General features: G+C 70.6%; 14 protein-coding genes. 12 read left to right on the top strand and 2 right to left on the bottom strand.

The window, feature by feature from the left end; genetic code table 11:
• Both FB559_RS30865 and FB559_RS30860 read right to left on the bottom strand, forming a co-directional pair.
• Entirely contained in the window at positions 1 to 876 is an 876-nt protein-coding gene (locus tag FB559_RS30865; RefSeq protein ID WP_141960190.1) for an FAD binding domain-containing protein, read from the bottom strand.
• A 16-nt stretch (positions 877 to 892) separates the two neighbouring features.
• Entirely contained in the window at positions 893 to 1,180 is a 288-nt protein-coding gene (locus FB559_RS30860; protein ID WP_141960187.1) for a hypothetical protein, read from the bottom strand.
• 375 nt (positions 1,181 to 1,555) lie between these two features.
• Between FB559_RS30860 and FB559_RS30855 the strand changes: the two genes are divergently transcribed.
• The 12 genes from FB559_RS30855 (at position 1,556) to FB559_RS30800 (ending at position 14,119) form a co-directional block, all read left to right on the top strand.
• On the top strand, positions 1,556 to 2,197 hold the full coding sequence (locus tag FB559_RS30855; RefSeq protein ID WP_141960185.1) for a hypothetical protein: 642 nt from the start codon (positions 1,556 to 1,558) through the stop codon (positions 2,195 to 2,197).
• Between the two features lie 34 nt (positions 2,198 to 2,231).
• The gene (locus FB559_RS30850) at positions 2,232 to 3,290 is read left to right on the top strand and encodes a nucleoside-diphosphate kinase (RefSeq protein WP_141960183.1); all 1,059 of its coding nucleotides are present in this window, start codon (positions 2,232 to 2,234) and stop codon (positions 3,288 to 3,290) included.
• Positions 3,291 to 3,333: 43 nt separating this feature from the next.
• Positions 3,334 to 4,200, top strand: a complete 867-nt coding sequence (locus FB559_RS30845) for a transketolase (protein ID WP_141960181.1) — start codon at positions 3,334 to 3,336, stop codon at positions 4,198 to 4,200.
• A 7-nt stretch (positions 4,201 to 4,207) separates the two neighbouring features.
• Positions 4,208 to 5,131: a transketolase family protein gene (locus FB559_RS30840; protein WP_141960179.1), complete on the top strand. Its 924-nt coding sequence runs from the start codon at positions 4,208 to 4,210 to the stop codon at positions 5,129 to 5,131.
• Between the two features lie 39 nt (positions 5,132 to 5,170).
• The gene (locus FB559_RS30835; RefSeq protein ID WP_141960176.1) at positions 5,171 to 6,310 is read left to right on the top strand and encodes a Gfo/Idh/MocA family protein; all 1,140 of its coding nucleotides are present in this window, start codon (positions 5,171 to 5,173) and stop codon (positions 6,308 to 6,310) included.
• Positions 6,311 to 6,523: 213 nt separating this feature from the next.
• The gene (locus FB559_RS30830; protein ID WP_185792471.1) at positions 6,524 to 7,783 is read left to right on the top strand and encodes an MFS transporter; all 1,260 of its coding nucleotides are present in this window, start codon (positions 6,524 to 6,526) and stop codon (positions 7,781 to 7,783) included.
• 42 nt (positions 7,784 to 7,825) lie between these two features.
• Positions 7,826 to 10,051, top strand: coding sequence for an asparagine synthase (glutamine-hydrolyzing) (asnB, locus tag FB559_RS30825; protein ID WP_141960172.1), 2,226 nt, complete (start codon positions 7,826 to 7,828; stop codon positions 10,049 to 10,051).
• Positions 10,048 to 10,833, top strand: coding sequence for a nucleotidyltransferase domain-containing protein (locus FB559_RS30820; RefSeq protein WP_141960170.1), 786 nt, complete (start codon positions 10,048 to 10,050; stop codon positions 10,831 to 10,833). The genes asnB and FB559_RS30820 overlap by 4 nt, the downstream gene beginning before the upstream one ends.
• Entirely contained in the window at positions 10,830 to 11,099 is a 270-nt protein-coding gene (locus FB559_RS30815) for a PqqD family protein (RefSeq protein ID WP_185792470.1), read from the top strand. Before FB559_RS30820 ends, FB559_RS30815 begins: the two co-directional genes overlap by 4 nt.
• A 2-nt stretch (positions 11,100 to 11,101) precedes the next feature.
• The gene (locus tag FB559_RS30810; RefSeq protein WP_141960165.1) at positions 11,102 to 12,055 is read left to right on the top strand and encodes a diiron oxygenase; all 954 of its coding nucleotides are present in this window, start codon (positions 11,102 to 11,104) and stop codon (positions 12,053 to 12,055) included.
• Between the two features lie 136 nt (positions 12,056 to 12,191).
• Positions 12,192 to 13,013, top strand: a complete 822-nt coding sequence (locus FB559_RS30805) for an SAM-dependent methyltransferase (RefSeq protein ID WP_246122220.1) — start codon at positions 12,192 to 12,194, stop codon at positions 13,011 to 13,013.
• A 50-nt stretch (positions 13,014 to 13,063) separates the two neighbouring features.
• Positions 13,064 to 14,119: an MBL fold metallo-hydrolase gene (locus FB559_RS30800; protein ID WP_141960163.1), complete on the top strand. Its 1,056-nt coding sequence runs from the start codon at positions 13,064 to 13,066 to the stop codon at positions 14,117 to 14,119.
• The last annotated feature ends 19 nt before the right edge of the window (positions 14,120 to 14,138 follow it).

Here is a 14,138-nt window from a genome sequence, read left to right as displayed (position 1 = left end):
TCAGGCCGCCCTCTCCGTCGTGTCGCCGATGCGGGTGAGGATGCGCTCGACGAAGGTGTGCACCAGGTGCCGCTTGTACTTCGCGCTGCCGCGGTGGTCCGACTTCGGCTGCGCCGCCCGCGCGGCGAGGTCGGCGGCCTCGCCGATGGCCTCGGCGCCCAGCGGCCGGCCCACGAGGACCCGGGCCGCCTCGGCCGCGTCGATGGTCGACCCGCCCACTCCGGTCAGCGCGATCCCGGCACGGGTCACCAGGCCGCCCGAGGTCTCCACGGCGACCGCGGTGCCGGCGGTGGCGAAGTCGCCCACCCGGCGCTCCAGCTTGAGGTATCCGCCCGCCGGGGTCCCCTCGGGCGCGGGGATCACCACCTCGACGGCGATCTCGTCGTAGGCGAGGGCGTTCTGGAACGGGCCGTTCACGAACCGCCCGATCGGGATCTCACGGCGGCCGTCCGGCCCCTGCGCGACGACGTGCCCGCCGAGCGCCGTGACGACCGCGGCCCAGTCACCCTGCGGGTCCGCGTGGCACAGCGACCCCACCAGCGTGCCGCGGTTGCGGACGATGGGATCGGCGACGAGCGGGGCGGCCGCGGCCATCGTCGGCTGCCGGCCGGCCAGAAGCGCGGAGCGCTCCAGGTCCGCGTGGCGGCACAGCGCCCCCACCCGGATCGTGCCGTCCGGGTCGGCCCGGTGGTAGTCCAGGCCCGGCAGGCCGTTGATGTCGACCAGCATCTCCGGCGACGCGAAACGCAGCTTCAGCAGCGGCACCAGGCTCTGCCCCCCGGCGAGCACCTTCGCCTCGCCGTCGCCGGCGTGCAGCAGCTCGATCGCCTCGTCCATCGACCGTGGCGCCTCGTAGCGGAACCGCGACGGATACATACCAACCTCCGGGGTCTCAGGATTCGGCGCGGTCGGAAGTCTTCGGATCGGTCCGGGTCTCCGCCGCCGGATCCGGCACCGCCACCGGCCCGGACTCCTCGTCCGTCGGGTCGGGCCTCGGACGCTGGTGGGGTGGCCATGGGCCCTGCACCGGCTGGCCGGCGACCTTCAGGAAGTCCACGAACTGGGGAAACGCCCAGACTGTAGGGCTGCTGTTCGTCTTGGTGCCCGTCTTGGGCGCGTTCTCGAACAGCTCGTACAGGCGGGGATTGCCCCGGCTGTGCCCATCCGACTCGACCGGCATGGCGTCTGCCCCTTCCACAGGACGGAGCCGCGAGGCACCGTCGCCGCATCATGCGAACGCGATGCTCCACCGCCGCCCACCCACCCGCAACAGCGGATTAAGGCATCACTTACGCAGCCCCCGCCGGCCGCGGTGCCGCAGGTGCACGGCCCCTCGATTTCTGCAGGTCACCACCGGGTCACTGTGTGTTCGGCGACGTTCGTGTACCGACCCCCCAGTCGGTCCACTATCAACGGATTTGAGGTAAATACGCGCTTGGCGCTGTGGCACTCTCCGATTGCGGCATCCCGCCACCGGCTTCTCCGTAAGATCGACACGCCCGAGCGTCCGACCGTATTGGGGATAAAGGTCCTCGACAGGCAGAAAGGTACATAGGTGGACGAAGCCGCACTGCCCACGGCCCTCCAGGAAGCCCTCAGGACCAAAACGGCCGGTGCGACCGGTGTCGCGCGTCTCGCGATCGCCGGTCTGCTCGAGATCGTCGACGACCGTGGCGCGCTCGAACAGGCGGCGGCGATTCTGGCCGCCCGGCTTCCCGGTTACGCCCCGATCTGGCATATCGCCGATGCCGTCCACGGCGACGAGCCGGCCGCCGCGTTGCTGCGTATCCGCGGGGAGCTGGACGAGGCCGTCGGCAAAAGCGTGGCCGCGGCCGCCGCGTGGGTGGCCGACCGTGGCGGCGCGGTCGCGGTCGCGCCCAGCAGCTCGGTCGTGAGCCAGGTACTGGCCCGGCTCGGGCACGGGCCCGACGACGGCGCCGCGATCGCCCTGGCCGGAGCCGACGCGATCGGCCCGGCCGAGGTGCTGAACATCAAAGGCACGGCCGAGCTGGCCGCACGGCTGCCGACGCTGGTGGTCACCACGTCGCTGAAGCTCGTGCCCGGAAGCGTCTTCTCACGCCTCGGCGCCCCGGTCTTCGAACGGATCCCCCTGCGCGCGTTCGCCGCCGTCGCGCTCGACGGCGAGATCCTCGATCCCGCGGACGTCGGCCGGCGGGCCGCCGCCATCGGCGGCTGAGGCCCGGCCGACGAAGGAGGCTGAGAGGGGCAGGATGTCTCACGCGGACGACGACTTCACGCGGTACGAGGACGACCTCGACTTCACCGTGGGCGTCCGGGTCATGCGCGCCGCGACCGGAGCGGCGGCTCGGGAGGTTCTCGCCTCGACGGCGGTGCTCGTTCTTCCGCCGCTCTCCCTCGCCACCCGCCGGACCCCGGTGGCGCTGGAATGGCTCGACGCCCACGGCTTCAGCGTGGAGTACGCGCATACGGTGCGGCTCACCGACGACCGCATCCACCGCATGTGGAAGTACCAGATCGCCGACGACGGTGCGGACCGGATCCGTCTCGTGTCGCGGCTGCTGACTTACGGGCCCTCCCTGCTGCTGGCCGTCGTCGGCCCGGTGCGGGACGGCATCCCGGTGGCGACCCGGCTGTGCGAGCTGAAGGGCCACGCGGACCCGGACCGGACCGCTCCGCACCATCTCCGCCATCATCTCGGCGCGGCCAACATGTTCAACAACTTCGTGCACATGCCGGACGGCCCGCCGGAGCTCCTGCGGGAGGCCGCGGTCATGCTGCCGGAGCAGGAACTGCTCACCCTGTGGAACCGCGCCCGCGACGCCCGCTCAGGTCCCCAGGCGCGTGGCCGCGAGGACGCGCTGTCCCTGACACCGGCGACCGGCCTGCCGGAGGGCGTCTCGCTGGCCCACGTGGCGGTGTCGCTGCGCCGGAGCCTGCTCGAACGGATACGGGTCTCGGTGCCCACGGCCGATCTCGCGGAGGCGGAGCGTCTGACCGCCGCCGAAGCCGCCTGGACCGCAGGCCGCGCCCCGGACCGGCCCGTCGAGGTCCTCGCCGAGTTCAGGTCGCGGTTCCGGCCCGTGTACCCGCTCCTCCGGCGGGAACTCGATCCCTCCGAGCCGTTGCTGACGGTGTTCGCCGAGGCCGAAGGCGCGCTGTTCGCGGCCGACTTCGATCCGGAGCGGATGAGCGACGCCGCGGAAAAGGCCGGGATCACACTCGGCACACGAGACGCCATTGTTTTCGACACAGAGTGGTTGTCGCTCTCCCTACGTAGCCGGCACCTGAATTCGGTCAAGCAGATATAGAGATTCGTGTATCTTGGCGCCTACCCGAGGACAGCGAAGGAAGATGACCGAACCAGCGAGCACGGACGATATCCGGTCCGTCGCCGAAAAGGCGATGCGGCTCCGCACTCTGGTCCTGGAAATGACGACACTCGCGGGCAGCGGCCATCCCGGCCCGTCCCTGTCGGCGGCGGACGTCATCGCGGTTCTGTATTTCCACCTCATGAGGCACCGCCCGGAAGAACCCGGCTGGCCGGAACGCGACCGGTTCATTCTCAGCAAGGGGCATGCCGCCCCGGCGCTCTACGCCGCTCTCACTCTTTCGGGTTACTTTCCCGCCGCCGAGCTGCGCACGCTGCGGCGTATCGGAAGCCGGCTGCCGGGCTTTCCCGACATGACCCTGACGCCCGGCGTCGAGGCGTCCTCCGGCTCCCTGGGGCAGGGACTCTCCTTCGGGATCGGCGTCGCCCTGGCCGCTCGGGTCACGGGCCGGGACTACCACACGTTCGTCATGGTGGGCGATGGCGAGTGCAACGCGGGACAGATCTGGGAGGCTGCCATCAACGCCGCCACCTGGAACCTCGACACCCTCACCGTGATCGTCGACCGGAACGACCACGAGCGAGAGACGTCCGGCTCCCTTCCGTACGGTCCGATGGAACCGATGGCGGACAAATGGGAGGCGTTCGGCTGGGACACGCACGAGGTCGACGGTCACGATCTGCCGGCTCTCCTCGCCGAGCTCACCGACGCACGCGACTCGAGGACCGGCAGGCCGAAAGTGATCATCGCACGTACGGTGCGAGGAAAGGGAACCCGGCACGTGGCCGACAATCCCGAATACCACATGCGCCCATTGCCTCCGGAGTTGCTGGACGCGGCGATAGCCGAGCTGAACCCGGCCGGTGAGCGCTATCTCGAAAGGGCATAGGCGGCAGATGCGGACGTCCACGCGTGACGCCTTCGGCCAGGCCCTGGTCGAGCTGGGCAAGGAAAGGCCGGACTTCGTCGTACTCGACGCCGCCGTGTCCGAGCCCACCCGGACCTGGTCATTCGCCCAGCGGTTCCCCGATCGGTACTTCAACTGCGGCATCGCCGAGCAGAGTCTCGTCTCGATCGCGGCCGGGCTTGCCGCGTCGGGAGTGCCGGCGGTGGCCGTGTCGTTCGCGGCCTTCCTGACGACCCGTGCGTTCGATCAGATGCGCCTCCTCGTCGCCCAGCCCCGGCTGAACGTCACGCTGGTCGGCACGCACGGCGGTATCACGGTGGGCGAGGACGGCATCTCCGCGCAGGCGGTCGAGGACCTTGCGCTGATGTGCTCACTCCCCGGCGTCGGCGTCGTCGTCCCCGCCGACGCGCCGCAGACCGCCGCCGCGCTCCGCGCCGCGCTGGAGAGCGAGGGCCCCTTCTATCTGCGCTGCAGCCGGTACGAATCGGCGGCGGACGTCTCCGGGTCCGAACCCTTCGCGACCGGCACGGCCAACGTCCTGCGGCCGGGTCACGACATCACCGTCGTCGCCACCGGCACGATGGTGGAGGCCGCCCTGGAGGCGGCGGACGTCCTCGCCGGTGACGGCATCGCGTGCCGGGTGGTAAATGTGTCGACGCTCCAGCCGATCGACGCGCGGACGCTGGAATCCGCCGCGCGTGAGACCGGCCGGATCGTCGTGGCCGAGGAACACCTGAAGCAGGGCGGCCTGGCCTCCATCGTGGCGCGGACGCTGGCCACCCTGTGTCCCGTGCCCATGCGGTTCGTGGGGCTGGAGGGCTACACCCAGTCCGCGCCCGCCGCGGAGCTGCTCGCCGCGTACGGCCTGACCGCCGACGCGATCGTCCGGTCGGCGCGCGAACTCCTGCACTGAGCCGGGGCCCTTCGACCATCGCTGGGAAGGTGGTGACGCATGTCCGAACGTACGGCCGACGTCGTCCGTTTCGGGATCGCCGGGCTTCGCCGGGGCGCGAGCTTCGTGAGCGCCCTCGCCCGCGTCCCCCACGCGGAGCTCGTCGCCGCGTTCGATCCCTCCGCCGAGGCCGGGGCGTCGCTCCGCGACGGTCATCCGCGCGTGCGGATCGCCGGTGACTTCGCCGAGCTTCTCGCCTCCGGCGTCGACGCGGTCTACCTGGCCTCACCGCAGCAGCACCACGTGCCGCAGGCCGTCGCCGCGCTCCGGCGCGGCATTCACGTGCTGAGTGAGATACCACCGGTCGCCGGCATCGACCAGGCCCATGATCTGGTGGCCGCCTGCCGCCAGAGCGACGCGTATTACATGATGGCGGAGAACCACTGCTACTTCCCGCACCACCTGACCGTCGAGGCCATGGTGCGCGAGGGCCTGTTCGGCGACCTCTACTACGCCGAGGGCGAGTACCTCTACGAGGCCCGGCACAAGCTGCGCGACACGGACGGGCGGCCGACCTGGCAGGGCGAATGGCACGCCGGGCGCAACGCGGTCACCTATCCCACGCACACTCTCGGGCCGCTGCTGCGGTGGATGGACACCCGCCTGGTCGCGGTCGCCGCCGCCGGGGCCGGACGGGAGCCCGGTTACGCGGTGGACAGCACGATGGTACTCCTGGGCCGGACCGCCGGCCACGCGCTGGTGACGATGCGCCAGGACCTGATCTCCTACCGGCCTCGTGAGGCCTCCTACGTGGCGGTTCAGGGATCCAACGGGGCCTTCGAGTCCGGCCGTGGTCCGTTCGACCGGCCTCGGGTCCACATCCGCGGCCGGAGCGCGGAGCGCGAATGGGAACCCCTGGATCCCTACGTCGAGACGTTCCTCCCCGGGCGTTACCGGGAGCTCGCCACCGATGAAAGCCTCTGGAAGACGCCATACGGCCCCACCCTCGACTTCGTCGACGCGATCCGGTCCGGATCGCCTCCGCCGCTCGGCGTCTATGCCGCCCTCGACACCATGCTTCCCGGGATCGTGTCCGAAGGCTCGGCGGCCGCGGGCGGCTCCTGGGTGGACGTACCGGATCCACGGTTCTTCACCGACGGAATCGGGATGACCCCGGGGCGTGAATGGCCGCTGACCTAGCAGTCTGCACGACGAGAAAGGAGGTGACGGAATGACCAAATACAGCAAGCCGATCGTCAAGAAGGTAGACAGCAACGCGGTGCTCCGAAGCCGCACCTGAGATCTGTCGACGGGGAGCCGGGCTCTGCGACGAGGCGAATCCGGCTCTCCTGCCGGTTCTCAAGCGGTGGACATCGAGACCGATCGGCACGGTACGGAAAGGAGTTACGGCCGGTGGTGAGTCAGTGGGCCGGAAGGTTCGGTGGTCGCGACTTCGTGCGCCTGTGGGCGGCGACCACCGCGAGCTCCTTCGGTACCACTCTGACGACCGTGGCGCTGCCCCTCGTCGCACTGGTGACTCTGCACGCCTCCACCTTCGCGGTCGGCCTCATCTCGGCGGCGGAACTCCTGTCCTGGCTGGTTCTCGGCCTGTCCGCCGGAGTCTGGGTCGATCGCCTGGCGCGTAGGCCACTGATGGTCGCCTGTGACCTCCTGCGCGCGGTCGCGCTCGTCTCGGTACCCGTCGCGGTCGCGACCGGGATGGTGAGCGTCCCCCAGCTCGTCCTCGTGGCGCTCGTCCTCGGTGTCGCCTCGGTGTTCTTCGACATCGCCGGTCAGACGTACCTCCCCCTGGTCGTCGAGGCGGACGGCCTGCTGGCGGGCAACAGCCGGCTGCAGGCCGGTCAGTCGGCCGCGCAGACCGGTGGTCCCGCCGTCGGCGGCGCCCTGGCGCAGCTGATCGGCGCACCGCTGACGCTGCTCGTCGACGTCGCGAGCTACCTGTTCTCCGCGCTGTTCCTGTCCACGCTCCGCACCCGGGAAGAACCCTCCGAGGTGACGGATCGGGCGCGGATGCTGCCGCAGATCCGTGAGGGACTGCGGCACGTACTGGCGGACCCGGTGATCAGACCGCTGATGCTGGTCGCGGCGGGCCTGAACATGGTGGGCACCGCGTACGAGACCCTTCTGGTGCCGTTCCTGCTGCGGACCGTGGAGGTGAGGCCCGCGCTGATCGGTGTGCTGCTCGCGGTCGGCGGCGTCGGCGGCGTGCTCGGCGGCGTACTCGGCCCCCGTGTCGCCGCCAGGCTCGGCGGCGCGCGGACCATGGTGCTCACCGCCTGCGTCTGCCCGCTGATCTCGATGCTGGCACCGCTTTCCACGGCGGGCGCGGGCCTCGTGCTGCTCGGGGCCGGACTGGTCGGCCGCGAGGTGTGCATCACGGTGTTCAGCCTGCTGGCCCGCAGCTACCGCCAGGCCACCGTCTCCCGCGTGCTGCTGGCGCGGGTGACCGCCAGCATCAGGTTCATCTCCTGGGGCGTGCTGCCCATCGGTGCCCTGCTCGGCGGGTCTCTGGGCGAGCTGGCGGGCAACCGGGCCGCCCTGTGGGCCGTGTGCGGACTGCTGCTGCTGACGCCCCTGCCCCTCCTGTTCTCCGACCTACGCGGGCGCCGGGACCTGCCGGAGGCACCGGTCCGTGAGTCTCAACCGGCGTGACCACGCCGGAAATCCAGAAAGACCCCTGAGGAGTTGCGAGACATGTGTGGCCTGACGGGCATGGCACGCGTCGGCGGCGGTGATCTGTCCGTTCGTGACGAGGTGCTGCTCGAACGAATGACGCGGGCCGTGGGACACCGTGGTCCCGATGGTGAGCGGCTGTTCCGCGACGGACCGGTGGCGATGGGCTTCCGCCGCCTCGCCCTGGTCGGTCCGGCAGACGGCGACCAGCCACTGTTCAGCCAGGACCGGCAGCAGGTGCTGATCGCGAACGGGGAGGTCTACAACCACCGCGAGCTGGAGGCCGGGCCACTGGCCGGCGTCCCGATGCGCACCAAGTCCGACTGTGAGGTACTCCCCCACCTGTACGCGCAGCGCGGTCACCGTTTCCTCGACGACGTCGCCGGCATGTACGCCATCGCCCTGTGGGATCGCGCCGCCGGCCGGCTGGTGTTCGCGCGCGACCGGTTCGGCGTCAAGCCGCTCTACTACACCCGTGCCGGCGACACCGTGCTGTTCGCCTCGGAGATCAAGGCGCTCTTCCAGCATCCCGGCTGCCGGCGTGAGCTGGACTGGGACGGCGCGCTGGCCGACCAGTCCATGACCGCCGCGCCGTACCTGAGCCACGAGCCGGTCAACACCTGGTTCCACGGCATCGAGACGGTGCCGGCGGGCGGGATCGTCACCATCGACCTGACGACCGGACACACCGAGCACCGCACGTACTGGGAACTGCCCGGCTTCGACGGTGACAACGACGCCTCCGACGAGGAGCTGATCCGGGCGTACCGTGAGCTGCTCGCCGCGTCGGTGGCCGACTGCACCGGGGCCGACGCCGAGGTGGGGCTGTTCCTCAGCGGGGGTGTCGACTCCGCCTCGGTGGCGGCGCTCGCGGCACGTCAGGGCACCACGATCCACACCTTCAGCGTCCTGAACGCCGCCACACTGGCCAACGGCGACGCCGAGCACGGTCATCGGGTCGCGCGGGCGCTCGGCATGCCCAACCACCAGCTGGTGTTCGAGCCGGACCGGATACCCGGCACCGAGGAGTGGAAGCGCCTGCTCTGGCTGCTGGAGACCCCTCTGTGCAACGCGGAGCAGTACTACAAGTACGAGCTCTACCGCTATGCCAAGCACGTACGTCCCGAGCTGCGGGGGATGCTGCTGGGCCAGGCCAGCGACGAGTACAACGGCGGCTACTCGACCACGATCACCCGGGGGGACGGGTGGGCGGGCTTCGAGGTGGGCGTGCGGGACCTGGCCAGGGCGTCCGCGCTGCACGGCTTGCCGGCCCTGGCGTCATGGTGGGAGCATGGCGAGCTGCTCGCCGAGGACCTGCTGCGGGACGGCGCCGGCCGGCGAGCGGCCGACCCGTACCCCGGGTACGTGGCCTGGAAGCACCGGGACGTCCAGCAGTACAACTGCTGGCACGAGGACCGGACCGCCGCCGGCAACGGCGTCGAGGCGCGCGTCCCCTTCCTCGACCACCGCGTCATCGAGCTGCTGGCCACGATCCCGGCCGGCCGGCGAGCGAGCCTGCTGTGGGACAAGCGGATCCTGCGCGACGGCGTACGCGATCTGCTGCCCGCGTTCGTCGCGGACCGGCCCAAGGTGTCGTTCTTCTACGGGGAGGGCGCCGGGTTCACCCACCGGGCCATGGTGCGGATGCTGCGCCAGGACGGAGACGCGCTGCTGGAGGAGGCTCTGGCGAGCCCCGGGGCCCGGCGGCACCTGCGGCCGGACGCGCTGCGGGGGATGCTGCGCGGGCTGGCCGGTGAGATGGAGCCCTTCGGGGTCGAGTTCCTGCTGCGGCTGGTCAACCTCGGGCTGCTCGACCAGATGGCCGCGGAGCCTCCGGTGCCGCCCGTCGACGCACCCCCGGTGAAGATCCTCTCCGCCGCGCCGATCACGGACTGGGACCAGGACGCCCCCGGCCTGACCGCCGCGATGCACCGTTGTCCCGAACCGCGCGCTGACGACGTGGTCGCCCTAGCCCCGGACGTCCTGCTGGTCGCGGAGCCGGCCGACCCGGACACGCTCTATCTCGCCGTCGGTGGCCAGTTCGAGTACGTCGCGACCGCCTCGGCCGCCCCGGAATGGTGCGCGTTCCTGCGTGCGGTCGACGGGCGGCGTCGCATCGGTGAGGTGCTCACCGAGGCGGGCGTCACGCACGCGTCGGTGGCCACCGAGCTGTGGGACGCCCTGGACGCCGGCGTGCTCACGGCGACCGCCGGCGCTCTCACCACGACTCAGGGAGCCGGCCGATGAACGAGGACAGGTTCGCCCACTGCCTGCCCACCCTCAGGGACCTCGGCCTGCTGCCCGGCACCGAGCTGGCCGTGTTCGTCGTCGGCTCGACGGTCCGGGGCTGGGACCACGGCGCCAGCGACCTCGACCTGGTGGTGGTGTGCGCGGAACGCTTCCAGGACGAGAGGCTGGAAAGGGTCACCGTCCCGCTCAGTCCGGGCGAGGTCGACGTCATCGGCTTCACGCGGGAAGGTCGCCGCTGGGAGGTCAAGTACTGGCTGGACGACCAGGTGGACCAGGTGCTCGACAAGGTCTCCCGCGACTCCTTCGACCACGACAGGACCGCGGGCGCCCGGCTCATCCCCACCGAGGAGATCCTTCTGGGGCGGCTGGCGGCCTGCCATCCGCTGTCCGGGCCGGACTGGGTACGCCGCCGCCTGCGGCAGATCGAGGAGTCCGCCTTTCAGACCTACGTCCTGACCGACCTGCTCGCCATGGCCGACACGAGGGCCGAGACCGCGATGGGCCAGCTGGCCGCCGGTGACCTGCCCAGCGCCGTGCTCTCGGCGCGGGACGCCTTCGGCTGCGCCGTGGACGCACTGCTCGTCGGTTACGGCGAGTACCCGAATCCGCCGAAATGGCGGGCCCGGCGCTTTCAGGAGGCGAAACCGGAGCCGCTGACCTTCGAGGAGTACTGGGAGATCGAGACCATGCGTGGCTATGATCCGGCCGACCCGGCGCAATGGGTGGAGCAGGTCGTCGACCTGTGCAAGGACATCGCCATGGAGGTGGAGATCACGTGACGCCGGAATCGATCCCGAAAAGGCGCACCAGCGTACGGGCTCGCAAATTCCGAGGTCAGTTGCTCGTCTCGATCGATGAGGAGACGTTCGAACTCTCCGAGTCGGCCGAGTTCATCTTCCGCGGAATCAATGGAAGACGCAGCGTCCAGGAGATCGGTGTGCTCCTCGCCGAAAAGTACGCGATCCCGGTCGACACGGCGGTCGAGGATGTCGCGGAGCTCCTCGACGCGCTGGCGCGGAGCGACATCCTCGAGTTCCCGGGCTGAGCATGGCCCCAGAGGAGCGAGCGAACCCGGGATGGAGCTACACGAGCACGTTCGGTAACTGGGAGAACCGTGCGAGCGTACGGAACAAGCCGCCGAGGATCCTGACGGAGGCGACGCCGGCGACGGTCTTCTTCCCGCCGGAGGCGGTCCCGGCCGTGTCCGATCCGCTCGTCGTCGAGCGGGGACCGGCGGTCGCACACCGGCTTCTCGTGCACTCGCTCTACCAGTACCTGCACTTCACGACCGTGCTCGAACAGGTCGCCGTGCTGCCGGTGACCGCGCGCATCTCCCTGGACCGGGCGGGAGTCGTGGCGCTGCCCGCCGCGATGCGCGCCGACGCGTTCAAGATCACCACGGATGAGGCGTGGCACGCCCAGAGCTCCCACGACTTCACCGAGCGGGTCGCCGCGGTGACGGGCATCGCGGCGAGCGCGGTGGTGGAGCCGCGGTTCGCGCACCTGCTCGCCCGGCTCAGGGACGGTTTCGACGTGGCGGACCGGCCCCTGGTCGACCTGGTGTTCGCCGTGGTCAGCGAGACGTTGGTGTCCTCGCTTCTGGCGGGCCTGCCGTTCGACCGCCGGCTGCCCGAGCCGGTACGCGCACTGGTCGCCGACCACGCCGCCGACGAGGGGCGCCACCACTCCTACTTCCGCGCGTTCCTTCGCTGCCTGTGGCCACGGCTCACCGCGGCGCAGCGTCGGTTGGTCGGCCCCCGCGTACCCGAACTCGTGGAGGCCTTCCTCCACCCGGATCTGGCCGCGGTACGTGCCGCCCTGGTCGCGTCGGGCTTCACCGCAGCCGAAGCGGACACCATCGTGCGGCGCTCCTACCCGCCGGGCGCGCCGGTCTTCGACGTCGCCCCGGCCGCCAGGGCGACGGTACGTGCGTTCCGCGACGTGGACGCGCTTGACGACACCGCGACGCGAGAGGCCTTTATGGCCGCCGGCCTGGAATGACGCGGGACGTCCTGTCCGGCGCCGAGTCGCCGACAATGCGGTGGACCCTGCCTCCCGTTCCGGGAAACCGCAGTTCACCGGCCGTTGGGCAATTAAAGGGGAATGCCGGAAAAGCCCAACTGGTACCTTACGTCGGGTGAGTGATGTCCCAGCCCGACCCTTTCCTTCCGACCGCCCGGCCGACCTTGAAAGTCAGCCGGCCAGGATCGACACGACGAAACCCCATCCGGCGCGTATCTACGACTTCCTGCTCGGCGGGAAGGACAATTTCCAGGTCGACCGCGACGCGGCCGAAAAGGTCGTCGCGGCGGTGCCGTCGGCGCGGGCGGAGGTGGCGGCGAACCGCGAGTTCCTGCGCCGGGTGGTCACCTATGCGGCCGGTCAGGGCATCTTTCAGTTCCTGGACATCGGTACGGGCATTCCGACGGTGGGGCCCACACACGAGGTCGCCCAGCGGGTGAACCCGCTGGCCCGGGTCGCATATGTGGACAACGACCCGATCGTGCTCGCGCACTCCCGTGCGCTGCTGACCACGAACGACCGTACGTTCACGGTTCAGGCCGACGTCCGCGAGCCCGACACGATCCTCCGTCATCCCGCGGTACGCGAGCTCCTGGATTTCGAGCAGCCGATCGCGCTCATGTTCGTCGGGTTGCTGTACTTCGTCGACGACGGCGAGGACCCCTGGAGCCTGGTCGCCCGTTACCGGGACGCCCTGTCGCCGGGCAGTCATCTTCTGCTGTCGCACGTCATCGACACGGTCGAGACACGTAACGCGGCCAAGGCCTACGAAACGGCCACCTCCGGGCTGTCGCCCCGCAGCCCCGGTCAGATCACCGCGATGTTCGACGGCTGGCAGATCGTGGAGCCGGGGATCGTCCCGATCCACGACTGGCGCCCGGACGGCGGCGAGACCTTCGCGGGCCAGCTCCTGGGCGGCATCGGCCGCCTCGTCTGAACCCCGTGGGGGGTGCCACCGGAGCCGTACCGCCGTTCTAAGCTGCGAAGATGTGCGAAACCGGGGCCGACCCCCACGACGTGCTCACTGCCATGCCACGCCCGGCCGCCGGGCCCGCGGTCGACCCGATCGCGCTGGAGCCGGTCGACGAGATCAAGATCACCACGTTGGTGGACAACGTGTTCGACGCGCTGCTGACCGGTGACGAGCGCACGCGCAGGGCGAGCTCCGGTGCGGTGGTGGCGGCACCGCAGTTCGAGACCGGCCGGACCACGCCCGGGATGATCGCCGAGCACGGCTTCTCCGCTCTGGTCACGGTCCGCCGCGCCGACCGCTCCACGACGCTGCTGTTCGACACGGGCCGGTCCCCCGACGCGATGCTCACCAACGCGGACCGGCTCGGCATCGACCTGAGCGGCCTGCACGGCGTCGTGCTCAGCCACGGTCACTACGACCACGCGGGTGGCCTTGCCGGGCTGGCCGGCAGACAGGGGGTGCGCGCACTGCCGATGGTGGTGCACCCGCGGGTGTGGACCAGGCGCCGGCTGGCGATACCCGGCGGCACCACCGAGGAGCTGCCGACCCTGAGCAAACGGGCGCTGGAGGGGGAGGGCTTCGCGGTCATCGAACGCCGTGATCCGTCGTTGCTCGTCGACGGCAGCGTCCTGATCACGGGCGAAGTGGACCGGACGACCGAGTTCGAGCGCGGCATGCCGCCTCCGCACCAGGCGTGGACCGGGTCCGAGTGGGCCCACGACCCTCTGGTGATCGACGACCAGGCCCTCGTGGTGCACGTACGCGACCGTGGCCTGGTCGTCCTGACGGGCTGCGGTCACGCCGGCGTCATCAACATCGTCCGGCAGGCGCAGCGGCTGACGGGGATCGAGCGGCTGCACGCACTGGTCGGCGGGCTGCACCTGAGCGGCCCGGCGTTCGAACCTGTCATCGGCCCCACACTCGCCGCGCTGACCGAACTCGCGCCCAGCCTCGTGGTCCCCGGCCACTGCACCGGCTGGCGCGCCCAGCACGCCATGGCCGGCGCCATGCCCGACGCCTGGGTCCAGGGCAGCAGCGGCACCACGTACCGCCTCACCGCCGCCGTGTAGACAGGGCGGCGTGGGCGAA

It is taken from the genome of Actinoallomurus bryophytorum (assembly GCF_006716425.1).
Lineage (GTDB): Bacteria > Actinomycetota > Actinomycetes > Streptosporangiales > Streptosporangiaceae > Actinoallomurus > Actinoallomurus bryophytorum.
This window is presented reverse-complemented; position numbering and strand designations above follow the sequence as displayed.

Coding starts and splice junctions, on each gene's coding strand:
- FB559_RS30835 (WP_141960176.1), top strand. CDS start 5,171: ATGTCCGAACGTACGGCCGACGTCGTCCGTTTCGGGATCGCCGGGCTT.
- FB559_RS30800 (WP_141960163.1), top strand. CDS start 13,064: ATGTGCGAAACCGGGGCCGACCCCCACGACGTGCTCACTGCCATGCCA.
- FB559_RS30860 (WP_141960187.1), bottom strand. CDS start 1,180: ATGCCGGTCGAGTCGGATGGGCACAGCCGGGGCAATCCCCGCCTGTAC.
- FB559_RS30840 (WP_141960179.1), top strand. CDS start 4,208: ATGCGGACGTCCACGCGTGACGCCTTCGGCCAGGCCCTGGTCGAGCTG.
- asnB (WP_141960172.1), top strand. CDS start 7,826: ATGTGTGGCCTGACGGGCATGGCACGCGTCGGCGGCGGTGATCTGTCC.
- FB559_RS30865 (WP_141960190.1), bottom strand. CDS start 876: ATGTATCCGTCGCGGTTCCGCTACGAGGCGCCACGGTCGATGGACGAG.
- FB559_RS30845 (WP_141960181.1), top strand. CDS start 3,334: ATGACCGAACCAGCGAGCACGGACGATATCCGGTCCGTCGCCGAAAAG.
- FB559_RS30850 (WP_141960183.1), top strand. CDS start 2,232: ATGTCTCACGCGGACGACGACTTCACGCGGTACGAGGACGACCTCGAC.
- FB559_RS30820 (WP_141960170.1), top strand. CDS start 10,048: ATGAACGAGGACAGGTTCGCCCACTGCCTGCCCACCCTCAGGGACCTC.
- FB559_RS30810 (WP_141960165.1), top strand. CDS start 11,102: ATGGCCCCAGAGGAGCGAGCGAACCCGGGATGGAGCTACACGAGCACG.